Origin of the sequence: Saccharothrix sp. NRRL B-16348 (assembly GCF_001280085.1) — a bacterium.
Classification (GTDB): domain Bacteria; phylum Actinomycetota; class Actinomycetes; order Mycobacteriales; family Pseudonocardiaceae; genus Actinosynnema.
Map to the genome: position 1 here is coordinate 14425 of NZ_LGED01000263.1, position 22151 is coordinate 36575.

Annotated in this window: 23 protein-coding genes and 1 pseudogene; 15 read left to right on the plus strand and 9 right to left on the minus strand. The window is 72.3% G+C overall.

Annotated elements, in window-relative coordinates; genetic code table 11:
- Positions 1–22: 22 nt before the first annotated feature.
- The gene (locus ADK67_RS43810) at positions 23–427 is read left to right on the plus strand and encodes a winged helix-turn-helix transcriptional regulator (RefSeq protein WP_053722549.1); all 405 of its coding nucleotides are present in this window, start codon (positions 23–25) and stop codon (positions 425–427) included.
- Here the strand turns inward: ADK67_RS43810 and ADK67_RS43815 are convergent.
- Positions 379–1041, minus strand: a complete 663-nt coding sequence (locus tag ADK67_RS43815) for a type 1 glutamine amidotransferase domain-containing protein (protein ID WP_053722526.1) — start codon at positions 1039–1041, stop codon at positions 379–381. The two genes, ADK67_RS43810 and ADK67_RS43815, sit on opposite strands and share 49 nt — an antisense overlap.
- A gap of 114 nt (positions 1042–1155) precedes the next feature.
- Here ADK67_RS43815 and ADK67_RS43820 point away from each other — a divergent pair, with 114 nt between their 5' ends.
- The gene (locus ADK67_RS43820) at positions 1156–2061 is read left to right on the plus strand and encodes a LysR family transcriptional regulator (protein WP_053722527.1); all 906 of its coding nucleotides are present in this window, start codon (positions 1156–1158) and stop codon (positions 2059–2061) included.
- Positions 2062–2083: 22 nt separating this feature from the next.
- On the opposite strand, the gene ADK67_RS43825 is transcribed toward ADK67_RS43820, so the two are convergent.
- Positions 2084–2797, minus strand: a complete 714-nt coding sequence (locus tag ADK67_RS43825; RefSeq protein WP_053722528.1) for a S1 family peptidase — start codon at positions 2795–2797, stop codon at positions 2084–2086.
- Between the two features lie 133 nt (positions 2798–2930).
- On the opposite strand from ADK67_RS43825, the gene ADK67_RS43830 reads away from it, so the two are divergent.
- A complete protein-coding gene (locus ADK67_RS43830; protein ID WP_053722529.1) occupies positions 2931–3764 on the plus strand; it encodes an ADP-ribosylglycohydrolase family protein in 834 nt (277 codons plus the stop codon).
- Here ADK67_RS43830 and ADK67_RS43835 read toward each other — a convergent pair.
- Positions 3752–4603: an SRPBCC family protein gene (locus ADK67_RS43835; protein WP_053722530.1), complete on the minus strand. Its 852-nt coding sequence runs from the start codon at positions 4601–4603 to the stop codon at positions 3752–3754. The genes ADK67_RS43830 and ADK67_RS43835 overlap by 13 nt on opposite strands.
- A complete protein-coding gene (locus ADK67_RS43840) occupies positions 4603–4926 on the minus strand; it encodes an ArsR/SmtB family transcription factor (protein ID WP_053722531.1) in 324 nt (107 codons plus the stop codon). The genes ADK67_RS43835 and ADK67_RS43840 overlap by 1 nt, the downstream gene beginning before the upstream one ends.
- A 143-nt stretch (positions 4927–5069) precedes the next feature.
- On the opposite strand from ADK67_RS43840, the gene ADK67_RS43845 reads away from it, so the two are divergent.
- The 6 genes from ADK67_RS43845 to ADK67_RS43870 all read left to right on the plus strand — a co-directional run bounded on the left by ADK67_RS43845 (position 5070) and on the right by ADK67_RS43870 (position 9393).
- Entirely contained in the window at positions 5070–6206 is a 1137-nt protein-coding gene (locus tag ADK67_RS43845; RefSeq protein ID WP_053722532.1) for an aminotransferase-like domain-containing protein, read from the plus strand.
- An 87-nt stretch (positions 6207–6293) separates the two neighbouring features.
- Positions 6294–6683, plus strand: coding sequence for a hypothetical protein (locus ADK67_RS43850; protein WP_157621573.1), 390 nt, complete (start codon positions 6294–6296; stop codon positions 6681–6683).
- Positions 6684–6687: 4 nt separating this feature from the next.
- Entirely contained in the window at positions 6688–7782 is a 1095-nt protein-coding gene (locus ADK67_RS43855) for a sensor histidine kinase (RefSeq protein ID WP_053722534.1), read from the plus strand.
- A complete protein-coding gene (locus ADK67_RS43860; protein ID WP_082404741.1) occupies positions 7779–8384 on the plus strand; it encodes a response regulator transcription factor in 606 nt (201 codons plus the stop codon). The genes ADK67_RS43855 and ADK67_RS43860 overlap by 4 nt, the downstream gene beginning before the upstream one ends.
- A 143-nt stretch (positions 8385–8527) precedes the next feature.
- Positions 8528–8917 carry a hypothetical protein gene (locus tag ADK67_RS43865; protein ID WP_053722536.1) on the plus strand — a complete coding sequence of 130 codons (390 nt, stop codon included), beginning with the start codon at positions 8528–8530 and terminating at the stop codon, positions 8915–8917.
- Positions 8918–8931: 14 nt separating this feature from the next.
- Complete coding sequence (locus ADK67_RS43870) at positions 8932–9393, plus strand: hypothetical protein (RefSeq protein WP_053722537.1); 462 nt, start codon at positions 8932–8934, stop codon at positions 9391–9393.
- On the opposite strand, the gene rnhA is transcribed toward ADK67_RS43870, so the two are convergent.
- A complete protein-coding gene (rnhA, locus tag ADK67_RS43875; protein WP_053722538.1) occupies positions 9349–9834 on the minus strand; it encodes a ribonuclease HI in 486 nt (161 codons plus the stop codon). The two genes, ADK67_RS43870 and rnhA, sit on opposite strands and share 45 nt — an antisense overlap.
- Before the next feature lie 83 nt (positions 9835–9917).
- On the opposite strand from rnhA, the gene ADK67_RS43880 reads away from it, so the two are divergent.
- On the plus strand, positions 9918–10691 hold the full coding sequence (locus ADK67_RS43880; RefSeq protein ID WP_053722539.1) for a class I SAM-dependent methyltransferase: 774 nt from the start codon (positions 9918–9920) through the stop codon (positions 10689–10691).
- A 35-nt stretch (positions 10692–10726) separates the two neighbouring features.
- A complete protein-coding gene (locus ADK67_RS43885) occupies positions 10727–11242 on the plus strand; it encodes an O-acetyl-ADP-ribose deacetylase (protein WP_053722540.1) in 516 nt (171 codons plus the stop codon).
- 71 nt (positions 11243–11313) lie between these two features.
- On the opposite strand, the gene ADK67_RS43890 is transcribed toward ADK67_RS43885, so the two are convergent.
- Positions 11314–11991, minus strand: a complete 678-nt coding sequence (locus tag ADK67_RS43890; RefSeq protein WP_053722541.1) for an MBL fold metallo-hydrolase — start codon at positions 11989–11991, stop codon at positions 11314–11316.
- A gap of 115 nt (positions 11992–12106) precedes the next feature.
- Here ADK67_RS43890 and ADK67_RS43895 point away from each other — a divergent pair.
- A pseudogene (locus ADK67_RS43895) lies at positions 12107–13045 on the plus strand (acyltransferase family protein); the annotation flags it as partial.
- A 101-nt stretch (positions 13046–13146) separates the two neighbouring features.
- On the opposite strand, the gene ADK67_RS50150 reads toward ADK67_RS43895, so the two are convergent.
- Positions 13147–13938 carry a maleylpyruvate isomerase family mycothiol-dependent enzyme gene (locus tag ADK67_RS50150; RefSeq protein WP_082404743.1) on the minus strand — a complete coding sequence of 264 codons (792 nt, stop codon included), beginning with the start codon at positions 13936–13938 and terminating at the stop codon, positions 13147–13149.
- 229 nt (positions 13939–14167) lie between these two features.
- Between ADK67_RS50150 and uvrA the strand changes: the two genes are divergently transcribed.
- The 3 genes from uvrA (at position 14168) to ADK67_RS43910 (ending at position 18904) form a co-directional block, all read left to right on the plus strand.
- Complete coding sequence (gene uvrA, locus ADK67_RS43900; protein ID WP_053722543.1) at positions 14168–17041, plus strand: excinuclease ABC subunit UvrA; 2874 nt, start codon at positions 14168–14170, stop codon at positions 17039–17041.
- A 237-nt stretch (positions 17042–17278) separates the two neighbouring features.
- Entirely contained in the window at positions 17279–17791 is a 513-nt protein-coding gene (locus tag ADK67_RS43905; protein ID WP_053722550.1) for an SRPBCC family protein, read from the plus strand.
- A 189-nt stretch (positions 17792–17980) separates the two neighbouring features.
- Complete coding sequence (locus tag ADK67_RS43910; protein WP_053722544.1) at positions 17981–18904, plus strand: hypothetical protein; 924 nt, start codon at positions 17981–17983, stop codon at positions 18902–18904.
- Positions 18905–19058: 154 nt separating this feature from the next.
- Here the strand turns inward: ADK67_RS43910 and ADK67_RS43915 are convergent, their stop codons facing one another.
- Together ADK67_RS43915 and ADK67_RS43920 are read right to left on the minus strand one after the other, a co-directional pair.
- Complete coding sequence (locus ADK67_RS43915; protein WP_053722545.1) at positions 19059–20453, minus strand: GntP family permease; 1395 nt, start codon at positions 20451–20453, stop codon at positions 19059–19061.
- On the minus strand, positions 20450–22039 hold the full coding sequence (locus ADK67_RS43920; protein ID WP_053722546.1) for an N-acyl-D-amino-acid deacylase family protein: 1590 nt from the start codon (positions 22037–22039) through the stop codon (positions 20450–20452). The genes ADK67_RS43915 and ADK67_RS43920 overlap by 4 nt, the downstream gene beginning before the upstream one ends.
- Positions 22040–22151: the final 112 nt, after the last annotated feature.

The window sequence follows — 22151 nt, forward strand, 5'->3', positions numbered from 1 at the left end:
CGACCCGAAAGAAGGCACATCGATGTCCCTGGTCCCGGTGCCGGTCACGGCCGCCGACCGCGCCGCCTGCTCGGTGTCCGACCTGCTCGCGCGCGTCGGCGACAAGTGGAGCCTGCTGGTGCTGGCACTGCTCGCCGAACGCCCCTACGGCTTCAACGAGCTGGACCGCGCCGTGCACGACCTGAGCCGCCGCATCCTCACCCGCACCCTGCGCAACCTGGAGCGCGACGGCCTGGTGAGCCGGGACGTGCGGCCGGGCAAGGCCGCCGGCGTGGAGTACGCGGCGACCGCGCTCGGCCGCTCCCTGCTGGGCTTCGTCGTCCCCTTGGGACAGTGGGCGCTGCGGCACGAGGACGAGATCGAGGCCGCGCGATCGGCCTACGACAAGGCGTCGAGCACCCGGCGTGCGGTGTCCACACTGGACTGAGGGTTCTGGCCGGTGACCAGGTTGCCGTCCACGACGACCGTGCTGGACCACGCCGGACCGGTCTGCGGCACCGCGCCCAGCTCGCGCAGCCGCGCCTCCACGAAGTACGGCACGGCCAGACCGCCTTGGCGTTCCTCCTCGTCGGTGAACACGGTCAGCCGCCGCCCGGCGAACGCGAACGCGCCGTCCTCGCGCACCGCGGACAGCAGCCCGGCCGGGCCGTGGCACAGCGCGCCGACGACCTTGCCCGCGTCGTCGAACGCCACCAGCAGCCGGCCGAGGTCCGCGTCGGACGCCAGGTCCGCCATCGGGCCGTGCCCGCCGGGCAGCAGCACGCCGTCGTAGTCGGCGACGTCGACGTCCGCCAGCCGCAGCGGGGCGGCCAGCTCGTCGTCGATCGACGCCAGGTACGCGCCGAACTCCTCGGTCAGGCTGACCGCGTCCACGGTCGGCCGCACGCCGCCGGGCGTGGCGATGTCCACCCGCACGCCCGCGTCCCGCAGCACGCGCACCGACTCGACCACTTCCTCGGCCCAGAACCCGGTGGGGTGGCTCGACCCGTCGGCCAGCACCAGCTTGTCGGCCGCCGAGACGACCACGAGAACCCTGCTCATCTGTTCGTTCCCTTCACGATGTCGAGGTACGACCCGGACAACCACCACCCCATCACGTTTCATCCGGTACCGTTCGGCGAGCCATAAGGCTTCTTATAGCTGTGGAGTTGCGCGGTGGCCGATCTCGACCTGCTGTCCACGTTCGTGGAGATCTACCGGTCCGGCTCGCTGACCGCCGCCGCCCAGCGCCGCGGCCTCACCCAGCCGGCGGTGAGCGGGCACCTGGCCCGGCTGGAGCGGGAGCTGGGGGAGCCGCTGTTCGTGCGCTCCAGCCGCGGTGTCACGCCGACCGCGCGTGCCGACGCCCTGGCCCGCCGGGTCGGCGCGCACGTGGACGAGCTGCGGTCGGCGCTGTCCGAAGTGGACGACCGGGAGGCGTACGCGGGCACCGTGCACCTGGCGGGCGCGGTCGAGGTGATGGCCGCGCGCGTGCTGCCGGCGTTGGCGCCGCTGACCACGCGCGGCCTGCGGCTGCGGGTCACCCTCGGCCTGGCCGACGACCTGCTCGCCGCGCTGGTCAACGCCCGGCTGGACCTGGTGGTGTCCGCGGTGCGCCCCGTGGACCGCGCGGTGGTCGCGACGCCGTTCGTGGACGAGGAGTTCGTGCTGGTCGGCGCGCCCACGGTGGTGCGCACGATCGACCGCGCGCTGCTGGCGGCCGACCCGGTGCGCGCGTTGGCGCACCTGCCGCTGGTCGCGTACGCGGAGGAGCTGCCGATCGTGCGGCGGTACTGGCGCAGCGAGTTCGGCCGCCGCCCGCCCAACCCGGTCGCGGTGGTCGTGCCGGACCTGCGCGCGGTGCTGGCGGCGGTGGTCGCGGGCGCCGGCGTGTCGGCGCTGCCGCGGTACCTGGCCGACCCGGCGCTGGCGGCGGGGTCGGTGGAGCTGGCGCACCAGGCGGCCGTGCCACCGTTGAACACGCTGTTCCTGGCCACCCGGGTCGGCGGGCTGGCGAACCCGTCGGTGGCGCTGGTGCACGGCCACCTGATGGCCCGCTCGCGGGACTGGGGCGTGCTGTGACGCCCCGGTCCCGCGCGGCGGATCAGACGCCGGCGATGGACTGGATCCAGGACCGGTAGCGCGTCACGTTGGTGTAGGCGGTGGTGGTCTGCCGGTCGCTGGTGGACGCGACGCCGACCTGCGCGCCGCCCGCCATCATCGGACCGCCCGAGTCGCCGCCCGCGGTGATGCCGTCGCCGCGGCGGGCGCAGATCGCGTTGCCGCCGTAGGCGTCGGTGCAGCCGCCCGTGACGGTCACGTTCGCGACCTTCAGGTACTGCGACTGGCAGTTGATCTCCGAGCCGCACCGGGACGTCGCGCCCCAGCCGTAGACCTGCACGTTCTGGCCGACGGTGACCGAACCCGGCTGGCCGAGCCGGGCGTAGGTCGCGGACACGGAGCGGTCGAGCCGGACCAGCGACAGGTCCGACGAGTGGTTGTGGGTCTGCACGCCGTTGGCCACCGTGCCGCCGGACGTCTGGTCCAGGCTGCCGATGCGGAACGACAGCCCGCCGCCGCTGACGCAGTGCTTCGCGGTCAGGATCCACGTCGGCGCGATGATGGTCGCGCTGCACGTCTGCCTGCCGTTGGAGAACAGCCGGGCCGCCCACGGGGCGTTGCTCGCGTAGCCGCCGCCGATGATGTACGGCGTCACGCCGCCGTCCGCGGTCGCCGGCGCGGCCGACGCCGACGGGACGACGGCGAGCAGCGAGAGCGCCGCCGCCGCGAGCACGGTGATCAACCTGGTGATTCGCAAGGGTTTCCTCGATTCCGAAGACACGCGATCGCTCGCGCACAGGGATGTCTTGGGGTCACGAGATTCGTACCACTCGACCGGGTGAAATGGGATATATCGAATCAGTTATAACTCGCGCTATACGGTGTGCGGCATGCTTGTCGAACTGGCCATCGGGGACGCGTACGGCGCGGGCTTCGAGTACGCCGCCGAGTCGCTCGTGACCAGCCACAACACCCTTGAGGGGTACGTGCAGCACCCGAGGCACCTCGGCATTCGCCCCGGCTGCTACACCGACGACACGCAGATGACGCTGGCGCTGGCGGAGCTGCGGGCGTCCGGCGCGCCGTGGACGCCCGAGTCGGTGGCGTCGGCGTTCGTGACCGCGTTCCACCGCGACCCGCGCGAGGGATATGCGCGGGGTTTCCAGGCCTTTCTGGAGAGCGTGCACACCGGCGCGGAGTTCCTGGCCCGCATCCGGCCCGACAGCGACAAGAGCGGCGCGGCGATGCGCGCCGCGCCGGCCGGGCTGCTGCCCACCGTGGCCGACGTGCTGCACCACACCGACGTGCAGGCCAAGGTCACCCACGACACGCCGGACGGTGTGGCGGCGGCGCGGGCGGCGGCGTTGGCCGTGCACTACTGCCACCACGGGCTGGGTCCGGTGGCGGAGGTCGGCTCGTGGGTCGCCGCACGGCTCGGCTCCGACGTGTGGGCGCGGCCGTGGCGGGGCAAGGTCGGGCCGAAGGGCGTGATGAGCGTGCGCGCGGCGCTGACGGCGCTGGCCGAGGGCGGCTCGCTGAGCTCGGTGCTGCGGGCGTGCGTCGCCTTCACCGGTGACGTGGACACCGTCGCGACCGTCGCCCTGGCCGCCGCGTCACGGTCCGCCGAGATCCGCGCCGACCTGCCCCGGGTGCTGGTCGACGGGCTGGAGAACGGGCCGTACGGCCGTGACCACCTGGCCCGCGTGGACGCTCAGCTGCGGTAGCGGCCGACCAGTTCGGCGACCCGGTCCTCGGGCCACGGGCGGCCGGTGTCGCCGAACGTGGCCGCGAAGAACAGCTCCAGGTGCGCGTGCCAGGCCGCGAGCGCCCGCGGTGCGAACGCCGGGTCGGCCAGGGCGTGCGTCAGCTCGACCGTGGTGCCCTGGTCTGGGTCGTGCCGGAACTCCCAGCGCACCCGGCCGGTCGGCGAGTCGAACGCCAGCACGCGCGGCGGCGTCCGCTCGACCAGCGGCCCGGCAGGCACGTGCGGGTTGGTCGCGCGGGCCGGCACGCCCTCCTCGCCTCCGGTGAGCAGCGCCCACACCTCGTCCAGCGGGCGCCAGACGAGGTCGCGGACGAACCGGACCACGCCGTCGTCCACCCGGCCCTCGTCCAGCCCGAACTCGCGGATGTAGTGCTCCATCGGGCCGCGCACGTCCGCCGGCGGCTCGAACGGGCGGTCGGCGAGCCGCGCCTCCAGGCCCGCGAGGCAGGTGTCCCAGCCCGCGGCGTTGCGCCCGGCGCCGTGCTCGTCGCCGAGGACGTGCGTGAACACCAGCAGGCAGCCGCGCTCGTGCGGCAGCAGCTCGAACCGCAGCACGTCGGTGTTCCAGCGGAACGCGAACACCTTCGGCGGGTCGGACTCCAGCACCTCGCCCGTGGCGACCTGGTCGGGGAAGGAGAACGTCATCTCCCGCCCGTCGATCGCCACCTCCGCCGGGAACCAGTGCGCCAGCTCGGCGGGCTCGGTGACCGCCCGCCACACCTTGGCCGGTGGGTGCGCGAGCACCCGTTCGAACCTCAGCACGGGCTTGCCGTCGATCCTCCGCAACTCGGTGCTCATCAGTCCTCCCCTTCCGTTCGGCCGCTGCCGTCCAGTCGGCGTTCCAGGGCGTCCAGGCTGTCCTCCCACATCCGCCGGTACGGCGCGAGCCAGGCGTCGATCTCGGCCAGCGGCCCCGGCCGCAGCCGGTAGAGCCGCCGCTGGGCGTCCCGCCTGACCTCGACCAGCCCGGCCTCGCGCAGCACCTTCAGGTGCTTGGAGACCGTCGGCTGGCTCACCGACAGCCCGTCGACCAGGTCGTTGACCGGCCGCTCGCCGTCGCGCAGCACGTCGAGGATCCGGCGCCGGTGCGGGTCGGCGAGCACCGCGAACGTAGATGCCATGACGGGAATATAGCTCGCGCGGCATATGCCCTGTCAACCCGGGCGGTAGGATGGCGGCGGCGCCTCGACCCCAGTGCGGCCTACCTCATGCGTGGCACAACCGCGTGAACGCTTCCGCCCGACCACTCCGAGGAGCCCCTCCCATGCCGCGCACGTTCGCCGGCTCGCCGGTCCGCGACCTGCTCGCCCTCACCTCCCGTCCCGAGGTCATCTCGTTCGCGGGCGGCCTGCCCGCGCCCGAGCTGTTCGACGTCGACGCCCTGCGCGCCGCCTACGACCAGGCCGTGTCCCGCCGTTCCCTCCAGTACGCGCCCACCGAGGGCGACGCGGACCTGCGCGGCCTGGTCGCCGACCGGCTCAGCGGGCGTGGCCTGCCGACCGCGGTGGAGGACCTGCTCGTCACGTCCGGCTCGCAGCAGGCGTTGACGCTGGTCGCGACCGCCCTGCTGGAGCCGGGCGCGGTGGTCGCGGTCGAGGAGCCGACCTACCTCGCCGCCCTGCAGTGCTTCCAGCTCGCCGACGCGCGGATCGTGCCCGTCGCGGGTGACGAGTACGGCATGGACCCGGCCGCGCTGGCGGACGTCATCGAGCGGGAACGGCCCGAGCTGCTGTACCTGGTGCCGACGTTCGCGAACCCGACCGGCCGGACGTTGAGCGCCGGGCGGCGGGCCGAGATCGCCGCGCTCGCCGACCGGCACGGCCTGTGGGTCGTGGAGGACGACCCGTACAGCGAGCTGCGCTACCGGGGCGAGCCGGTGCCGTCGCTGGCCTCGATGAGCGACCGCGTGCTGTACGCGGGCAGCTTCTCCAAGGTCGGCGCGCCGGGCATGCGGCTGGGCTGGCTGCGCGCGCCCGCGTCGATCATGCGCACGCTGGTGATCGTGAAGCAGGCGGCGGACCTGCACACGTCCACCGTCGACCAGGCCGCCGCGGCGTCGTACCTGAAGGCGAACGACCTGGACGAGCACATCCGCGGGCTGTGCGCGGCCTACCGGGAGCGGCGGGACGCGATGATCGGCGCACTGCCGTCGACCGTGCCCGCGGGGACGCGGTGGAGCGACCCGGACGGCGGGATGTTCGTGTGGGTGACGCTGCCGGGCGGGGTGGACACGGCGGAGCTGATCACGGCGGCGTTGGCGCGTGACGTGGCGTTCGTGCCGGGCGCGCCGTTCTACGCGACGACGCCGGACCGGTCGACGCTGCGGTTGTCGTTCACCACCAACACGACCGACGAGATCGTGGAGGGGATGCGGCGGCTGGCGACCGTGCTGCGGGGTTAGCGCACGGTCGGACCGTGCGATCCGCACGGGTTCGTGATGACACGGCGGGGGTGGGACTTGTGCGCCGTCGGCCCCAACGTGGTGGTCATGAGACGTTCTTCGATCCTCTCCTTGGTGATCTCGACCGCGTTGGGCATCGCGATCGTGGCCGACGACGACGGCGACTGGACCGGGTCCGGCACGTGGGGCCTCGTCGCGATCGCGTTGGCGTACCTGGTGATCGGCTTGGCGCGCGGCGAGCTGCGCCGGCCGCGGGTGCTGTGGGCACAGCTCGCCGGCGTGGCGGGCTTCGGCCTGGTGGCGGGGGTGGCGCTGCTCGTCGACCCCGACGTGGGCCGGTACGTGGTGGCGGCGGGCTGGCTCGCGCACGCCGCGTGGGACCTCGTGCACTTCCGCGCGAAGCTGGTCGTGCCCACCTGGTACGCGCTCGGCTGCGTCGTGGTCGACGCGTTCGTCGGCGTGTCGCTGGCATGGTGAGCGCATGATGCGGCGGGCGAGGGTGCTCACGCTCGTGTCGCTGGGCGTGGCGTGGTCGACCAGCCTGGCCGGGCCGGGTGTCGGCGTGCTGCTGGAGACCCGGCCGGCCTGGGCGGTGGCGGGGCTGGTCGGCGTGGTGCTGTTCGGCGCGACGCACGCGGGCGTGCTGTACGCGGCCGTGACGCCGGGTGCGGCGCGTGGCCGGTGGGACGTGGCGTTCGTGGCGGCGTCGCTGCTGTCGGTGCCGTTGCTGGCGCCCGTGGCGGTGGGCCGGTGGGACACGTGGGCGTGGGTCGGCGCGGCGCTCGTCGGGACGGCGCCGGTGCTGGTGCGGCGGCGGTCGTGGGCGGTGGCGCCCGTGGTGGTCGCGGTGGCGGTGGTGGTGTCGCCGGAACCGTTGCGGGCGTTGGTGATCGCCGGTGGCGTCGGTGTCGGGTTGGCGTTGATGCACGTGCTGCCGGTGTGGCTGTGGGATCTCGTGGCGCAGGCGCAGCGGGGCCGTGAGGCGCGGGCACGGCTGGCGGTGATCGAGGAACGGCTGCGGTTCGCGCGGGACGTGCACGACCTGCTGGGGCACCGGTTGACCGTGATCGCGCTGAAGGCGGAGCTGGCGTCACGGCTGGCCGTCGTGGACGGTGAACGGGCCGGCGCGGAGGCGGACGAGGTGCGCGCGCTGGCCGCGGCGGCGTTGGCGGAGCTGCGGGAGGCCGTGCACGGGTACCGGACCGTGGAGCCGGCCGAGCAGGCGTCGGCGATCGAGCAGGTGTTGACCTCGGCCGGGGTGCGGTGCACGGTGTCGGTTCCGGCGGAGTTGCCCGCGGCGGCCCGCGAGCTGTCGTGGGCGCTGCGGGAGGCGGGGACGAACGTGCTGCGGCACAGCCGGGCGCGGTGGTGCTCGGTCGACGTGGTGGCGGACGCCGACGAGGTGCGGCTGACCGTGGCGAACGATGGCGCCACTGGGGCACGCGGGCCGCGCGGGTCGGGGTCTTTCGGGTCGGGGTTGGGCGGGCTGGCCGAGCGGCTGGCCCGGGTGGGCGGGACGGTGCGCACCGGGGAGGAGGACGGGGTGTTCACGCTGGTGGCGACCGTGCGGACGTGATACGCGTGCTGCTGGCCGACGACGAGGAGCTGATCCGCGTCGCGGTGGCGGCGCTGCTCGGCCTGGAACCGGACATCGAGGTCGTGGCCCAGGCGGGCGACGGCCGCGAGGCGGTGCGCGCGGCGTTGGCGCACCGGCCGGACGTGGCCGTGGTCGACCTGCAGATGCCGGGGCTGGACGGGTTCGAGGTGACCGCGTCGCTGGCGTCGGCGCTGCCGGCCTGCGCGGTGGTGATCCTGACCGGTCGCGGCAAGCCGCCCCACCTGCAACGCGCCCTGTCGGCCGGGGCGAAGGGGTTCCTGCCGAAGGGATCGCCGGGCGGCACGCTGGCGGACGTGGTCCGGCGCGTGCACGGCGGCGCCCGGTACGTCGACCCGGAGCTGGCGGCGGACGCGCTGACCACGCCGCCCTGCCCGTTGACGCCGCGCGAGCTGGAAGTGCTGCGGCTGGCCGAGTACGACACGCCGGTGGCCGTGATCGCGCGCCGGACGCACCTGTCCGCCGGGACGGTGCGCAACTACCTGGCCGCGGCGGTCGCGAAGCTGGGCGCGGCGAGCCGGTCGGAGGCCTACCTCACCGCGCACGACAACGGCTGGTTCTGAGCACCCCGGTCCCCGGACCGGCCCGGTCCGGGGACGGGTTCGGCGCGACGCCCGGCAGGTAGCGGAAGTTTCCGCCCGCCCGAGGCTTGGCCGGTGGTCGTCCCGGTCCCTACTTTCGTGGCATCTCAAGGAAATGAGGGGCCATGACCGACCACACGCTGTCGATCCCGTCACCGCCACCACCGCCGCGGCCCCGGTCACGTGCCGCCGTCGTGCTGCTCGGGCTGCTCGTCGTGGTCCTGGTCGGCGCGTCCGTGCTGACGATCGTGCTGTTCGTCGGCGCGAAGGAAGAGCACGGCCTGGAGGTCCAGCGCCTGGACCAGACGAGCCGGTCGCTCACCGCGGCCGAGGCACGGCTGGAGGAGACCGAGTCGACCAACGACACCGTCACCGGCCGGATCGCCACGTTGGAGGCGCAGAACGCCGAGCTGCACAAGTGCGCCGACCCGGCCCGGGACTCGATCATCGCGGCGCGGGACGACGACGACGCGGCCCTCGGGCCCGCCGTCGACCGCGCCTCCGACAACTGCTGAGCCGGGGAGCCGACATGACCACGCCAGAGTCCGACCAGCTGTTCACCCCGCCCGCACCGCCTCCGACGACCCCGTCGAACGGCGTGCCGCTGCAGTACCAGCCGACGCCGACGCCACCGCCGCCCGCGCCCGCGGGCCGTGCGCCGATCGTCGCGCTGACCGTGCTGGCCGCCGTGTTCGCCCTCGTGACGGGCCTGTTCACCGTCCTCTACCTGGGCGAACGCGCCGACCGTGACGCGATCGCGGCCGCCAGGGCCGACCAGGAGCGCAGCCTCGCCGACGTGAGCGGGAAGCAGGACGCGGCCGACGCGACGCTGGCGACCAACCGTTCCCGGGAGTCCGCGCTGTCCTCCGAGCACGACCTGCTCACCCGGTGCGTGGAGGCCGCCAAGGGCTACTTCGACCTGCCGCCGGGGCAGAGCCCGGAGTCCTCACGCCTGTTCCGCGTCATGTACGACGTCTGCCCGCAGATCTGACTCCATCGCCGCCCGGACGCCGCGGACCGCCAGCCGGTCCGCGCGTTCGTTCTCCGGGTGCCCGGCGTGCCCCTTCACCCAGTGCCACTCGACCTCGTGCGGCGTGGCGGCGGCGTCGAGGCGCTGCCACAGGTCGACGTTCTTGACCGGCTGCTTCGCCGCGGTCAGCCAGCCGTTGGCCTTCCACTTGGTCATCCACGACAGCACGCCGTTGCGGACGTACGTGCTGTCGGTGTAGATCCGCACCACCGACGGCCGCTTCAGGGTCTCCAACGCGCGGATCGGCGCCATCAGCTCCATCCGGTTGTTGGTGGTGGCCGTCGACTCCCCGCCGAACAGGTCGCGCTCGTGCGCCCCGTACCGCAGCACCGCGCCCCAGCCGCCCGGTCCGGGATTGCCGCTGCACGCGCCGTCGGTGTAGATCTCCACCACCTGCTCCATGCGGGGAACATACCGAGTGACGGACGTTGCGCCGTGAGCGCAATCGCTGTCGCCCGCACGGCGGCCGTGGGCACGCTGTCGTCATGGCACAGGGTTTCCGGGGCGACGTGGCCGACTTCTACCACCGCTACCGGCGGGGCTATCCGCCCGCGGCGTTCGACGCGCTGGTGGACGTCTTCGGACTGACACCGGACGACGTCGCGGTGGACCTCGGCTGCGGCACGGGCCAGGTGACCGTGCCCCTCGCGGCACGGGTGCGCGCCGTGATCGGCGTCGACCCGGAGCCGGACATGCTGGCGCACGCCCGCCGCGCGGCGGAGGGCGCGGCGAACCTGGCGTGGGTGGTCGGGACGGACGCGGACGTGCCCGCGTTGCGCGCCGTGCTGGGCGACGGGTCGGTCGGCGTGGTCACGATCGGCCAAGCACTGCACTGGATGCGGCACGACGAGCTGTTCCGGACGGTGTTCCCGCTGGTCAGGCCGGGTGGCGGGGTTGCCGTGCTGACCAACGGCACGCCGTTGTGGTTGCAGGACAGCGACTGGTCGCGGGCGTTGCGCGGAAGCCTGGAGCAGTGGCTGGGCACACCCGCCGGCAACGCGTGCGGCACCGACGAGCAGAGCCAGGCGCGGTACCGGGAAAGCCTGGCCGCCGCCGGGTTCCGGGTCGAGACGCGCGGCGTCGACTACACCGACACCCTCGACCTGGAGTCCATTGTGGGCGGTGTCCTGTCCGCGCTGCCCGTCGACCGGCTGCCCGCGGACCGCCAGGCCTTCACCGAACGGCTCCGCGACGCGCTGGAGCCGCACGGGCCGTTCACCGAACACGTCCACGTGACCGTGCTGACGGGCCGGCGTTGAGGACCCCGCGGACGGACGGGTGTCATGCTCGTCGCGTGGTCTCGATCGAGGTAGCGCGCGGTGACATCACCCGCGAGGACGTGGACGCCATCGTCACCGCGGCCAACGAGTCGCTGATGGGCGGCGGCGGTGTGGACGGCGCGGTGCACCGCGCGGCGGGCCCGCGACTGGCCGAGGCCGGCGCGGCGATCGGCCCGTGCCCACCGGGCGAGGCCATGGCCACCCCGGCGTTCGACCTCACCCCGCCGATCCGGCACGTGATCCACACCGTCGGCCCGGCGTGGGAGGGCGGCGGCCACGGCGAGGCGGAAGTCCTGGCCTCCTGCTACCGGCGCAGCCTCCGCGTGGCCGACGACCTGGGCGCCCGCACCGTCGCCTTCCCCGCGATCGCCACGGGCGTCTACGGCTTCCCTCCCGTGGAAGCCGCCCGCATCGCCGTGACAACGATCCGCGCCACCGCGACCGACGTCACGTTGGTGAGGCTGGTCGCCTTCGACGAGGACACCGAGGCCTTGCTCACCGCCGAACTGGCACGCACCGCCGACGCCTGACGACGCGCGGAGCGAGGGTTACGACCGACCAAGGACGGGGCCGCCGGGCGACCCCGCCCGCGTGCGCTCCGTCACCAACCCCGCGAACGCCACTCGGCCAGGTGAGGTCGCTCACGCCCCAACGTGGTGTCGTCGCCGTGACCTGGGTAAACCCACGTGTCGTCCGGCAGTTCGGCGAAGATCCGGGCCTCCACGTCGTCCATGAGGGAACCGAAGGTTTCAGGTGACGTGGTTTTGCCGACCCCTCCCGGGAACAGCGAGTCCCCGGTGAAGAGGTGGGGGTGGCCGGTTGGATCGCGGTACAGCAGGGCGATCGAGCCCGGCGTGTGGCCGCGCAGGTGGATCACCGTCAACGGGACTTCGCCGACGTGCACTGTGTCGCCGTGCCCCACCAGCACGTCCGGCGGGATGGGCAGCACGTCCGCGTCCGCCTCGTGCGCGATGGTGTTCGAGCCGTTCGCGCCCGCGACCGCGCCCAGGGCGCCCCAGTGGTCCTGGTGCCGGTGCGTGGTCACCACGGTCTTCAGCCTCGGCCGGTCAACCTCGTGACCGACGACGTCCGACAGCCGTTCCGGGTCGGCCGCCGCGTCGATGAGCAGACCCTCGTTCGTCGCGCGGCAGACCAGCAGGTACGCGTTGTTGTCCATCGGGCCGACCGAGACCTTGGTGATGGTCAACGCGTCCAGGATGCGCCGAGCCGCCGGTCCGCCCGGCGACACATGCCCCGTGTAGTCCTCTAGTACGTCCACAATGGCCGACCGTATCCGACCGGGACCCTTCAGGGTTCCCACAGCTCGACCCCATAGGGTTGACAACGATCACCGCCGCATCTCCGACACCGTCTGATTAGGGTTCTTCTTCCTCGTGCCTACCAAACGTCGGATCAACTGGGACGTCCTGCGCATCCTGGCCGTGCTGGCCGTGCTCCTGCAGCACGCCACCCGCGTGGGCCCGGCCAACCACCCCGAGCTCAGCCGGCCGTCGTTCGTCTTCGGCTTCGAGTTCGGCGCGAGCACGCTCGTGGTGATCTCCGCGTTCTTCGCCTGCGCCTCGCTGGCCAAGGGCGAACCCGGCCGCTTCCTGCGCAACCGGCTGGCCCGCCTGCTGCCCGCCTACGTGGTGGCCGCCGTGTGCACGTACGCCGTGCTGCGCTACCTCACGCCGGACGGCTGGAGCGAACTCGAACCGCGCGACCTGGTCGTCAACGTCCTCATGCTGCAGAGCTGGTTCCCCGACGCACGCCTGGTCGACGTCTCCTACTGGACGCTCCCGATCCAGGTCACCGGGTTCGTCGCGGGCGCGCTGCTGGTGTCACGGATCCGCGGCCGGGCCGTCAAGGCGATGCTCTGGGCCCTCATCGTCGTGCCCCTCGCCGTGAAGGACTGGACGGTCGACCCCGGTCTCGTCCACACCTTGTACAACGGCCTGGGCGCGCAGCGCGCCCAGCTGTTCGCCGTCGGCATCGCCATCTGGCTGTGGTCCAAGGGACGGCTCGGCGACCGGCACCTGTTCGCCCTGCTCACGGCCGCACTACTGGTCCAGTTCGGGCACAGCGGCGACCTCAGGTCCACGATCGGGTTCGGCGTCATGGTGATCGGCGTGTGCGCCGCGGCGGGCGGCCGGGACTGGGACATCGCGCCCGTGCGCCTGCTCTCCCGACCGATCAAGTGGCTGGCCGGCATCTCCTACGGCGTGTACCTGGTGCACCAGGAGCTCGGCTACGTCGTGATGGCCAAGGTCTCGCCCTACGGCGGACCGTGGACCGAGCTGGCGTTCTTCACCGCCTCGGCCGTCGTCCTCGGCTGGCTGCTCACCAAGTTCGTGGAACGGCCGGCGCACCGCGTCCTGATGGCGAGCCGGCCGACCATGGCCGGCCTGCTGCTCACCGCCCGCCTGCACGCCGCTCAGAGCCACTTGGGCAGCGTCGGCGCCGTCCCGTTCAGCAGGGCGCCGCTCTGGCGCCCGGTCAGCCACCCCAGCACGTCGGCCGCCGCGCCGCTCACGATGGGCGACGACGCGCTGTCCGCGGTCAGCCCCCAACTGCGCTGACGGCCGTCCGAGAACACCGCCTCCACCCGCGCGGGCGGCACGTCGGCCCGGTCGGCGTACTGGCCGACGGCCTCCTCCAGGAAGCCCTCCAGCAGCTCCGGCGGCAGGTCGGCGAACCCGACGCCCGCGTCCAGGTCGACCAGGTGGAACCACACCTCGCGCACCCGCAGCCACGGCACCCGGTGCGCCAGGAACGGGCCCGACTTCGGGTGCGCGACCTCCGCCTCCCACGCCGTGGGCGGCAGCTCGCGGGCGGCCGTGGCGAACCGCTGGCACGCCGCGTCCAGGTCCGCCCGCAGCAGCTGCGGCAACCGGCCCGCGCCCTCGTCGATGTCGGCGTCCCGGTCGACGGCGCTCGGGTACATCTGGTGCTCGACGCCGGTCTTCGCCCACGTGAGCAGGTTGACCAGGGCGTCGGCGTTGCGCGCGAGGTGCGTCACCACGTGCCCCCGGCTCCAGCCGGGCAGCAGGCTCGAACCCCGCAGCGCGGACAGGTCCAAACCCGCGACGACCTCGTACAACGCCCGTGTCGCCCGGTCGACCTCGGCGAGCCCGGCGACGGCGTCCTGCGCCGCGGCCGACTGCTCGCGCGGCGCGGGTACGCTCGTCTCGGCGGATCGGACCTGGGCGGCATCAGCGAAGCTCATGGGCACCTCATCCCGGCGTTTGCGGCCGAACGGCCTATCACCCCAGCGTAGGGGCGTGGACTACCGACCGGTAGAGCCGTTGGCGCACGATCGTGGGAGTGTGCCCGTCACGATTCGTCGGTGCTCGGTCCTAGCATGGTTGACGCCCTCCCCGACAGGGCCGACGCAGTGGTCCGATACGCTTTTCGAACGTCTGTTCGGGGAAAGGCAAGAACCGAAGGGAACCGTTGTGGCCGACCGGCTTGTCGTTCGCGGGGCGCGCGAGCACAACCTGCGAGGGGTGGACCTCGACCTGCCGAGGGACAGCCTCATCGTGTTCACCGGGCTGTCCGGCTCGGGCAAGTCCAGCCTCGCCTTCGACACGATCTTCGCCGAGGGCCAGCGCCGCTACGTCGAATCGCTGTCCGCGTACGCGCGGCAGTTCCTCGGCCAGATGGACAAGCCGGACGTCGACTTCATCGAGGGCCTGTCGCCCGCGGTGTCGATCGACCAGAAGTCGACCAGCCGCAACCCGCGGTCGACCGTGGGCACCATCACCGAGGTCTACGACTACCTGCGGCTGCTCTACGCGCGCGCCGGCAAGGCGCACTGCCCCACGTGCGGCGAGGCGATCAGCAAGCAGACGCCCCAGCAGATCGTGGACCAGGTGCTGGCCATGGAGTCCGGCACCAAGTTCCAGGTGCTCGCACCCGTCATCCGGGGCCGCAAGGGCGAGTACCTCGACCTGTTCTCCACCCTCCAGTCGCAGGGCTACTCGCGCGCCAAGGTCGACGGCGTGGTCCACGCCCTCGGCGAGGTGCCGAAGCTGAAGAAGCAGGAGAAGCACGACATCGCGGTCGTCATCGACCGGCTGAGCGTGAAGGCCAGCTCCAAGCAGCGGCTCACCGACTCGGTGGAAACGGCGCTGCGCCTGGCCGACGGCCTCGTCGAGCTGGAGTTCGTGGACGTGCCGGAAGGCGACCCGGGCCGGGTGCGCGGCTTCTCCGAGAACCTGGCCTGCCCGAACGGCCACCCGCTGGCGATCGAGGACCTGGAGCCCCGGTCGTTCTCGTTCAACTCGCCCTACGGCGCCTGCCCGGCGTGCACCGGCATCGGCGTCCGCAAGGAGGTCGACCCGGAGCTGGTCGTGCCCGACGACGAGCTGTCGCTCGGTGAGGGCGCGATCGCGCCGTGGGCGTCCGGCCAGACCGCCGAGTACTTCACCCGGCTGCTGGAGTCGCTGGGCCTCGCCATCGGGTTCCGGATGGACACGCCGTGGCGGCAGCTGCCCGCCCGTGCGCAGAAGGCCGTGCTGCACGGCGTGGACGAGCAGGTCAACGTCCGCTACAAGAACCGCTACGGCCGTGAGCGCTCCTACTACGCCAACTACGAGGGCGTGATCCCGTTCCTGGAACGGCGGCAGGAGCAGACCGAGTCCGAGTACATGCGGGAGAAGTACGAGGGCTACATGCGGGAGGTGCCGTGCCCCACGTGCCAGGGCACCCGCCTCAAGCCCGAGATCCTCGCTGTGACCCTGCACCACGGGCGCAAGGGCGACAAGTCCATCGCCGAGGTGTGCGCGATGTCGGTGTCGGAGTGCTCGGAGTTCCTCGACGGGCTCAAGCTCGGCAAGCGCGAGTCGATGATCGCGGGCGCGGTGCTCAAGGAGATCCAGGCCCGGCTGCACTTCCTGCTCGACGTCGGCCTCAACTACCTGTCACTGGACCGCGCGTCCGGCACCCTTTCGGGTGGTGAGGCTCAGCGGATCAGGTTGGCGACGCAGATCGGCTCCGGCCTCGTCGGCGTGCTGTACGTGCTGGACGAGCCGTCGATCGGGCTGCACCAGCGCGACAACCACAAGCTGATCGAGACGCTGACCCGGCTGCGCGACCTCGGCAACACGCTGATCGTGGTCGAGCACGACGAGGACACCATCCGCACGTCCGACTGGGTGGTCGACATCGGCCCCGGCGCGGGCGAGCACGGCGGCAAGGTCGTGCACAGCGGCCCGTACAAGGAGCTGCTGAAGAACAAGGAGTCGATCACCGGCGCGTACCTGGCGGGGCGCAAGGAGATCGCCATGCCCGCCACCCGCCGCAAGGTCGACAAGAAGCGGCAGCTCACCGTGGTCGGCGCGCGGGAGCACAACCTGCGCGGCATCGACGTGTCGTTCCCGCTCGGCTGCCTCGTCTCCGTCACCGGCGTGTCCGGCTCGGGCAAGTCCACGCTGGTCAACGACATCCTGGCGACCGTGCTGGCGAACAAGCTCAACGGCGCGCGGCAGGTGCCGGGCAGGCACACCCGCGTGCGCGGGCTGGACCAGGTCGACAAGCTCGTGCAGGTCGACCAGTCGCCGATCGGCCGCACCCCGCGCTCCAACCCGGCCACCTACACGGGCGTGTTCGACCACATCCGCAAGCTGTTCGCCGCCACCACCGAGGCGAAGGTGCGCGGCTACCAGCCGGGGCGGTTCTCGTTCAACGTCAAGGGCGGGCGCTGCGAGGCGTGCGCGGGCGACGGCACGATCAAGATCGAGATGAACTTCCTGCCGGACGTCTACGTGCCGTGCGAGGTGTGCAAGGGCGCCCGGTACAACCGCGAGACGCTGGAAGTGCACTACAAGGGCAAGACGATCTCCGAGGTCCTCGACATGCCGATCGAGGAGGCGGCGACGTTCTTCGAGCCGATCAACGCCATCCACCGGCACCTGCGCACGCTGGTCGACGTCGGTCTGGGCTACGTGCGGCTCGGCCAGCCCGCGCCCACGCTGTCCGGTGGTGAGGCGCAGCGGGTGAAGCTGGCGGCCGAGCTGCAGAAGCGGTCCACCGGCAAGACCGTCTACATCCTGGACGAGCCGACCACGGGTCTGCACTTCGAGGACATCCGCAAGCTGCTGGGCGTGATCAACGGGTTGGTCGACAAGGGCAACTCGGTGATCGTGATCGAGCACAACCTCGACGTGATCAAGACGTCGGACTGGCTGGTCGACATGGGGCCGGAGGGCGGGTCGGGCGGCGGCATGGTCGTGGCCGAGGGCACTCCGGAGCAGGTCGCGGACGTCGCGGACAGCTACACGGGCCAGTTCCTGCGCGAAGTCCTCCCCTCCGAAGCCGCCGTCGGCTGACCCAAGATCACCCGAAGGCGTTACGGCTGCCGGGTATGAATGGAAACGCGGATTGCGTTGCCGGAAAAGAAGGAGGCCGCGGCGCCCCGGCCACACTGCTATGCGTGGCCGACTCGGACCGTCTCTGGCTGTCTCGTCCGCGACGTCCTGAACGTAGGCCGCCGCGTACGGGGATGCGGTGGACGAGGGTGGTCGCGTGGGTGACCGGTCTGCCCGACCACGGGCAGGATGGGCGTCATGCCGCTGAACAGCTACCGCTTCCGCAGCGTGTGGTCGGTGGACAGCACGCCCGCGCGGACCTTCGACGTGCTCGCCGACCTGGGCAGCTACCCGCGGTGGTGGCCGCAGGTGCGTGCGGCCCGCCGGGTGGCCGACGACGTTGCCGAGCTGCGGTGCCGTTCGGTGCTGCCCTACGACCTGGTGTTCCAGGCCCGCCACAACGCGCGGGAGCCGGCGGCAGGGCTGTTGCGCGCCGACTTGGTCGGCGACCTCGACGGCACGGCGAGCTGGCGGATCTTCCCCGAGGGCGCCGGGTCGCGGTTGGTGTACGACCAGGAGGTGGTGGTGCGCAAGCCGCTGCTGCGCCGTCTGGCCGTCGTCGCCCGGCCGCTGCTCTTGGCCAACCACGAGTTGATGATGCGCAGCGGCCAGCGGGGTCTGCGCACCTACCTGGCCGGGTTCCACGCGGCGCTGGGTCACGCGGCGCTGGGTGATGGGGCGCTGGGCAACGCGGCGCTGGGTGATGGGTGATGGGTGATGGGGCGTTCAGCGACGGCGCGTTGGGCAACGGGCGTTGGGTGATGGGCGTTGGGTGGGGCGCTGGGTAGCGGGCTGACCCGAGAGCGGCCCCAGGAGTGTGCAGAAAATCATCAGATTTGGTGAACCGTTCGGGCTTGGTGTCCGTGTGGGTGGCATTCGGTTGCCCCAGGGAGGTTCACCATGACCCGCACTCGTGCAGTCGCCATCGGTGCCGCCGCTCTCGTCGGCATCGCCCTGCTCGGCGCTTCGTGGACCGGTGAAGGCCGGCCCGCTGCACAGGAGTCCGCTGCCCGGGAGTCGGGCGTGCAGGAGTCAGGCGTGCAGGAGCGGGGGGACGGTCCCGTTGGGGCAGCGCCGAAGAAGGCCGAGAACGAGGTCGCGCCGGCGGCCGACGTGTCCACGGCCGTGGTGCCTGGCCTCGGCACGGTGTTGACCGATGGTGAAGGTCGGACGCTGTACCGGTTCGACAGGGACACCGCGAAGCCGTCGACGTCCACTTGCGACGGTGGCTGCGCGGAGCAGTGGCCGCCGGTCCTGGCGACGTCCGGCGACGTGCGGGTGCGGGGTGTCGACCAGGCGCTCGTGGCCACGCTCGACCGTGCGGACGGCACCAGGCAGGTCACCGTGGCGGGCTGGCCGGTGTACCGGTTCGCCGACGACGCGGCGCCGGGTGAGGCCAAGGGGCAGGGGGTCGGTGGCACGTGGTTCGTGGCCGCGCCGGACGGCAAGAAAGCCGCACCCGCCGCGGGTCTGGTGCTGACGACGGCGTCGGTCGGTGCGCTCGGGACCGTGCTGACCGACCGGGACGGCATGACGCTGTACCGGTTCGACGAGGACAGCGCGAAACCGTCGGCGTCGAACTGCGATGGCGACTGCGCGACGAAGTGGCCGCCGCTGCTGGTGGACTCGCCGCAGTTCGAGGTGCGGGGTGTGGACCCCTCGTTGGTGGGCTCGGTGACCCGTGCGGACGGTTCCTTGCAGGCCACGGTGGCCGGGTGGCCGCTGTACCTGTTCGCCGACGACGTGGTGTGCGGTGACGCGAAGGGCCAGGGCGTCGGCGGTGTGTGGTTCGCGGCCAGGCCCGACGGTTTGAAGGCAGGCTGAGAGCCCGACGGTTCGAAGGCAGGCTGAAAGGCAGGCAGGCCACTGGCAGGGGGAAGCGGAGGCGGGGGCAAGGGGGAAGGCGGGGGGCAAGGGGGAAGCAGGGGGGAGGGGACGGCGGCGGGCACACTCGAAGAGGGAGCGTGCCCGCCGCCGGCTACACCACCAGGCTCAGCAGCGCGGCCACCACGAAGCCGACCACGGACAGGATGGTCTCCAGCACGGTCCACGTCTGGAGGGTTTCCTTCACCGACAGGCCGAAGTAGCGGGACACGATCCAGAACCCGCCGTCGTTGACGTGCGACGCGATGATCGACCCGGCCGCGATCGCCATGACCAGCAGCGCCAACTGCGGCTGCGAGTAGTCCAGGTCGGCCACGACGGGCACGACGATGCCGGTCGTCGTCACGATCGCGACGGTGGCCGAGCCCTGCGCGATGCGCATCCCGCAGCTGATCACGTACGACAGCGCGATCACCGGCAGCCCCACGTCGGCCAGTGACGTGGCGAGCACCTTGCCGACACCGGTCGCGGACAGGACCGCGCCGAAGAACCCGCCCGCGCCCACCACGAGCAGGATCATCGCCACCGGCCGCAGCGACGCGGCGGACAGCTCGGTCACCTGCTCGCGCGTCATGCCCCGCCGGAACCCCAGCAGCCAGAACGCCAGCAGCACGGCGATCGTCAACGCCACCGCGGGCGTGCCGAAGAACGTGAACACCCCGAGCACGGTGGAGCCCTTGGGCAGCAGGATGCTGCCGAACGTGCCCGCCAGGATCAGCACCAGCGGCACCGCGATGATCCCCAGCACCAACGCCAGCGGCGGCTCGCCCTTGGTCTGCTCGCCGCGCATCTTCTCCGCGGCGGCCAGCATCTCCTCCGGCACGGGCACGTGCAGCCGCTTGCCCATCCACGCGGAGAACAGCACGCCGCCGATGAACCACGACGGGAGCGCCACGGCCAGCGCCATGATGATGATCCAGCCGAGTTCGACGCCGAGCATCCCGGCCGCCGCGACGGGGCCGGGGTGCGGCGGCATGAACGCGTGCATCACCGACAGACCCGCCAGCAACGGCATCGCGTACAGCACGATCGACCGGCCGCTGCGCTTCGCGGCCACGTAGACCAGGGGTGCGAGCACGAAGATGCCGATGTCGAAGAACACCGGCACGCCGAAGATCAACCCGGCGAGACCCATGGCCAGCGGCGCGCGGTTCTCGCCGAACGCCCGCAGCAGCGACCGGGTCAGCACTTCCGCGCCGCCGGACGCTTCGAGGATCGAGCCGAGCAGCGTGCCGAGGCCGATGATCGCGGCGACGTGGCCGAGGATGCCGCCGAACCCCTTCTCCACCAGGGAGTCCGACGCCTTCTGCGCCGACCCGACCAGCGTCTCCACCGGCAGTCCCGCGGCCAGCGCCACCAGCAGGCCGACGACGAGCAGCGCGATGAACGGCTCGACCTTCCACCTGATGATCATCGCGAGGAGGAGGGCGATGCTGAGCGCGGACAGCGTCAGCAGGCCTCCGGTGGTGTGCTGCAGCCAGTCGATCACGCGCGGCTCCGGTGGTTTCGCAGGGAACGGCCGGGCAGGGCGTCGGTCCGCCCGCCCTCGTCGAGCACGGGCACCCCGTTGACGACGACGTGGGTGATGCCCGCAGCGGCCTGCCGGGGCTCGTCGAACGTCGCAGTGTCGGCGACCGAGTCGGGGTCGAACAGCACGAGGTCGGCCGCGTACCCCTCGCGGACGAGCCCGCGGTCGGTCAGCCGCAGCCGGCGCGCGGCCCGCCCGGTCAGGTGGGCGACGCACTCCTCCAGGCCGAGCACGCCGAGTTCGCGCACGTACCGGGCGAGGTAGCGGGGGAACGTGCCCCACGCGCGGGGGTGCGGCCGATCGCCGACGAGCAGGCCGTCGCTGCCGCCGGTGTGCGCGGGGTGCCGCATGATCGCGCGCACGTTGTCCTCGTGGCCGACGTGCATCAGGCACGAGGTGCCCAGCCGTTCGGACACCAGCACGTCGAAGTACAGCTCGGCGGGCGGCCGTCCGGCGCGGCGCGCGGACTCGGCGACGGAGGACCCGACGAGGTGCGCGTTCTCGGTCTTGCGCACGCCGTTGACCTCGATGGTGTCCCAGTCGACCGGCACGCCGTGGCAGCCGTCGGAGCCGGTTTCCTCGATCTCCACCCGGATCCGCTCGCGCGTGTCCACATCGGACAGCCGGGCCAGGGTCGCCTCGGGTCCGCCTTCGCCCGCCCAGCTCGGCAGCAGCGCGGACAGGTACGTCGCGCCGGGCAGGTAGGGGTAGGTGTCGAGGGTGATGTCCGCGCCGTCGGCGATGGCCCGGTCGAGCAGGTCGAGCAGCTCGCCCGCCCGGCCCCGGTTGACCTCGAAGTTCATCGTGGCGTGCGCGAGGTGCAGCGGGCAGCCGGCGTCACGCGACACGCGCACCATCTCGGCGTACGCCTCCAGCGCGCCCGCGCCGTAGCTGCGGTGGTGCGGGCTGTAGAACCCGCCGTGCTCGCCGACGACCCGGCACAGCTCGGTCAGCTCGGCGGTGTCGGCGTACATGCCGGGGGTGTAGGTGAGGCCGGACGACATGCCCAGCGCGCCCTCGCGCAACGACCGCGCCAGCACCTCGCGCATCCGGTCCAGCTCGGCGTCGGTGGCGGGCCGGTCGTCGTAGCCGACGCACAGCATCCGCAGCGTGCCCTGCGGCACGAGGTACGCGGCGTTGACCGCGATGCCCCGGTCGAGCCGGTCCAGGTACCCGCCGACCGACCGCCAGTCCCAGTCGAAGCCGGGCGGGTCGTCGTTCCACCCGGCCAGCTGGGCGCGCAGCACGGCCAGCACGTCGTCGTCCACGGGCGCGTAGGACAGCCCGTCCTGGCCGAGGACCTCGGTGGTCACGCCCTGGGACACCTTGGCCAGGTGGTCGGGGTTCGCCAGCACCTGGAGGTCGGAGTGGGAGTGCATGTCGATGAAGCCGGGCGCGAGGACCCGGCCGTCGGCGTCGACCACCCGCCGCCCGTCGAGCCGGTCGCCGATCGCGGCGATCCGCCCGTCGCGCACGCCCACGTCCGCCCGGTAGGAGGGCGCGCCGGTGCCGTCCACGACCCGTGCGCCTCTGAAGACGATGTCCACGCCGTTGCCCTCCTAGTACTCCAGCCGCAGTTCGTGATGTTGTGTCTGTCTTCGCTGGTAGTGGGCTTGTTTGGCGCGGTGTTGGTGGCGTCTGCGCCAGTGGGACCAGCTC

Bases quoted from the DNA above. Each gene is read 5' to 3' on its own strand.
- ADK67_RS43810 (WP_053722549.1), top strand. From the start codon at position 23: ATGTCCCTGGTCCCGGTGCCGGTCACGGCCGCCGACCGCGCCGCCTGC.
- ADK67_RS43815 (WP_053722526.1), bottom strand. From the start codon at position 1,041: ATGAGCAGGGTTCTCGTGGTCGTCTCGGCGGCCGACAAGCTGGTGCTG.
- ADK67_RS43830 (WP_053722529.1), top strand. From the start codon at position 2,931: ATGCTTGTCGAACTGGCCATCGGGGACGCGTACGGCGCGGGCTTCGAG.
- ADK67_RS43835 (WP_053722530.1), bottom strand. From the start codon at position 4,603: ATGAGCACCGAGTTGCGGAGGATCGACGGCAAGCCCGTGCTGAGGTTC.
- ADK67_RS43840 (WP_053722531.1), bottom strand. From the start codon at position 4,926: ATGGCATCTACGTTCGCGGTGCTCGCCGACCCGCACCGGCGCCGGATC.
- ADK67_RS43845 (WP_053722532.1), top strand. From the start codon at position 5,070: ATGCCGCGCACGTTCGCCGGCTCGCCGGTCCGCGACCTGCTCGCCCTC.
- ADK67_RS43850 (WP_157621573.1), top strand. From the start codon at position 6,294: ATGAGACGTTCTTCGATCCTCTCCTTGGTGATCTCGACCGCGTTGGGC.
- ADK67_RS43855 (WP_053722534.1), top strand. From the start codon at position 6,688: ATGATGCGGCGGGCGAGGGTGCTCACGCTCGTGTCGCTGGGCGTGGCG.
- ADK67_RS43865 (WP_053722536.1), top strand. From the start codon at position 8,528: ATGACCGACCACACGCTGTCGATCCCGTCACCGCCACCACCGCCGCGG.
- ADK67_RS43870 (WP_053722537.1), top strand. From the start codon at position 8,932: ATGACCACGCCAGAGTCCGACCAGCTGTTCACCCCGCCCGCACCGCCT.
- rnhA (WP_053722538.1), bottom strand. From the start codon at position 9,834: ATGGAGCAGGTGGTGGAGATCTACACCGACGGCGCGTGCAGCGGCAAT.
- ADK67_RS43880 (WP_053722539.1), top strand. From the start codon at position 9,918: ATGGCACAGGGTTTCCGGGGCGACGTGGCCGACTTCTACCACCGCTAC.
- ADK67_RS50150 (WP_082404743.1), bottom strand. From the start codon at position 13,938: ATGAGCTTCGCTGATGCCGCCCAGGTCCGATCCGCCGAGACGAGCGTA.
- ADK67_RS43905 (WP_053722550.1), top strand. From the start codon at position 17,279: ATGCCGCTGAACAGCTACCGCTTCCGCAGCGTGTGGTCGGTGGACAGC.
- ADK67_RS43910 (WP_053722544.1), top strand. From the start codon at position 17,981: ATGACCCGCACTCGTGCAGTCGCCATCGGTGCCGCCGCTCTCGTCGGC.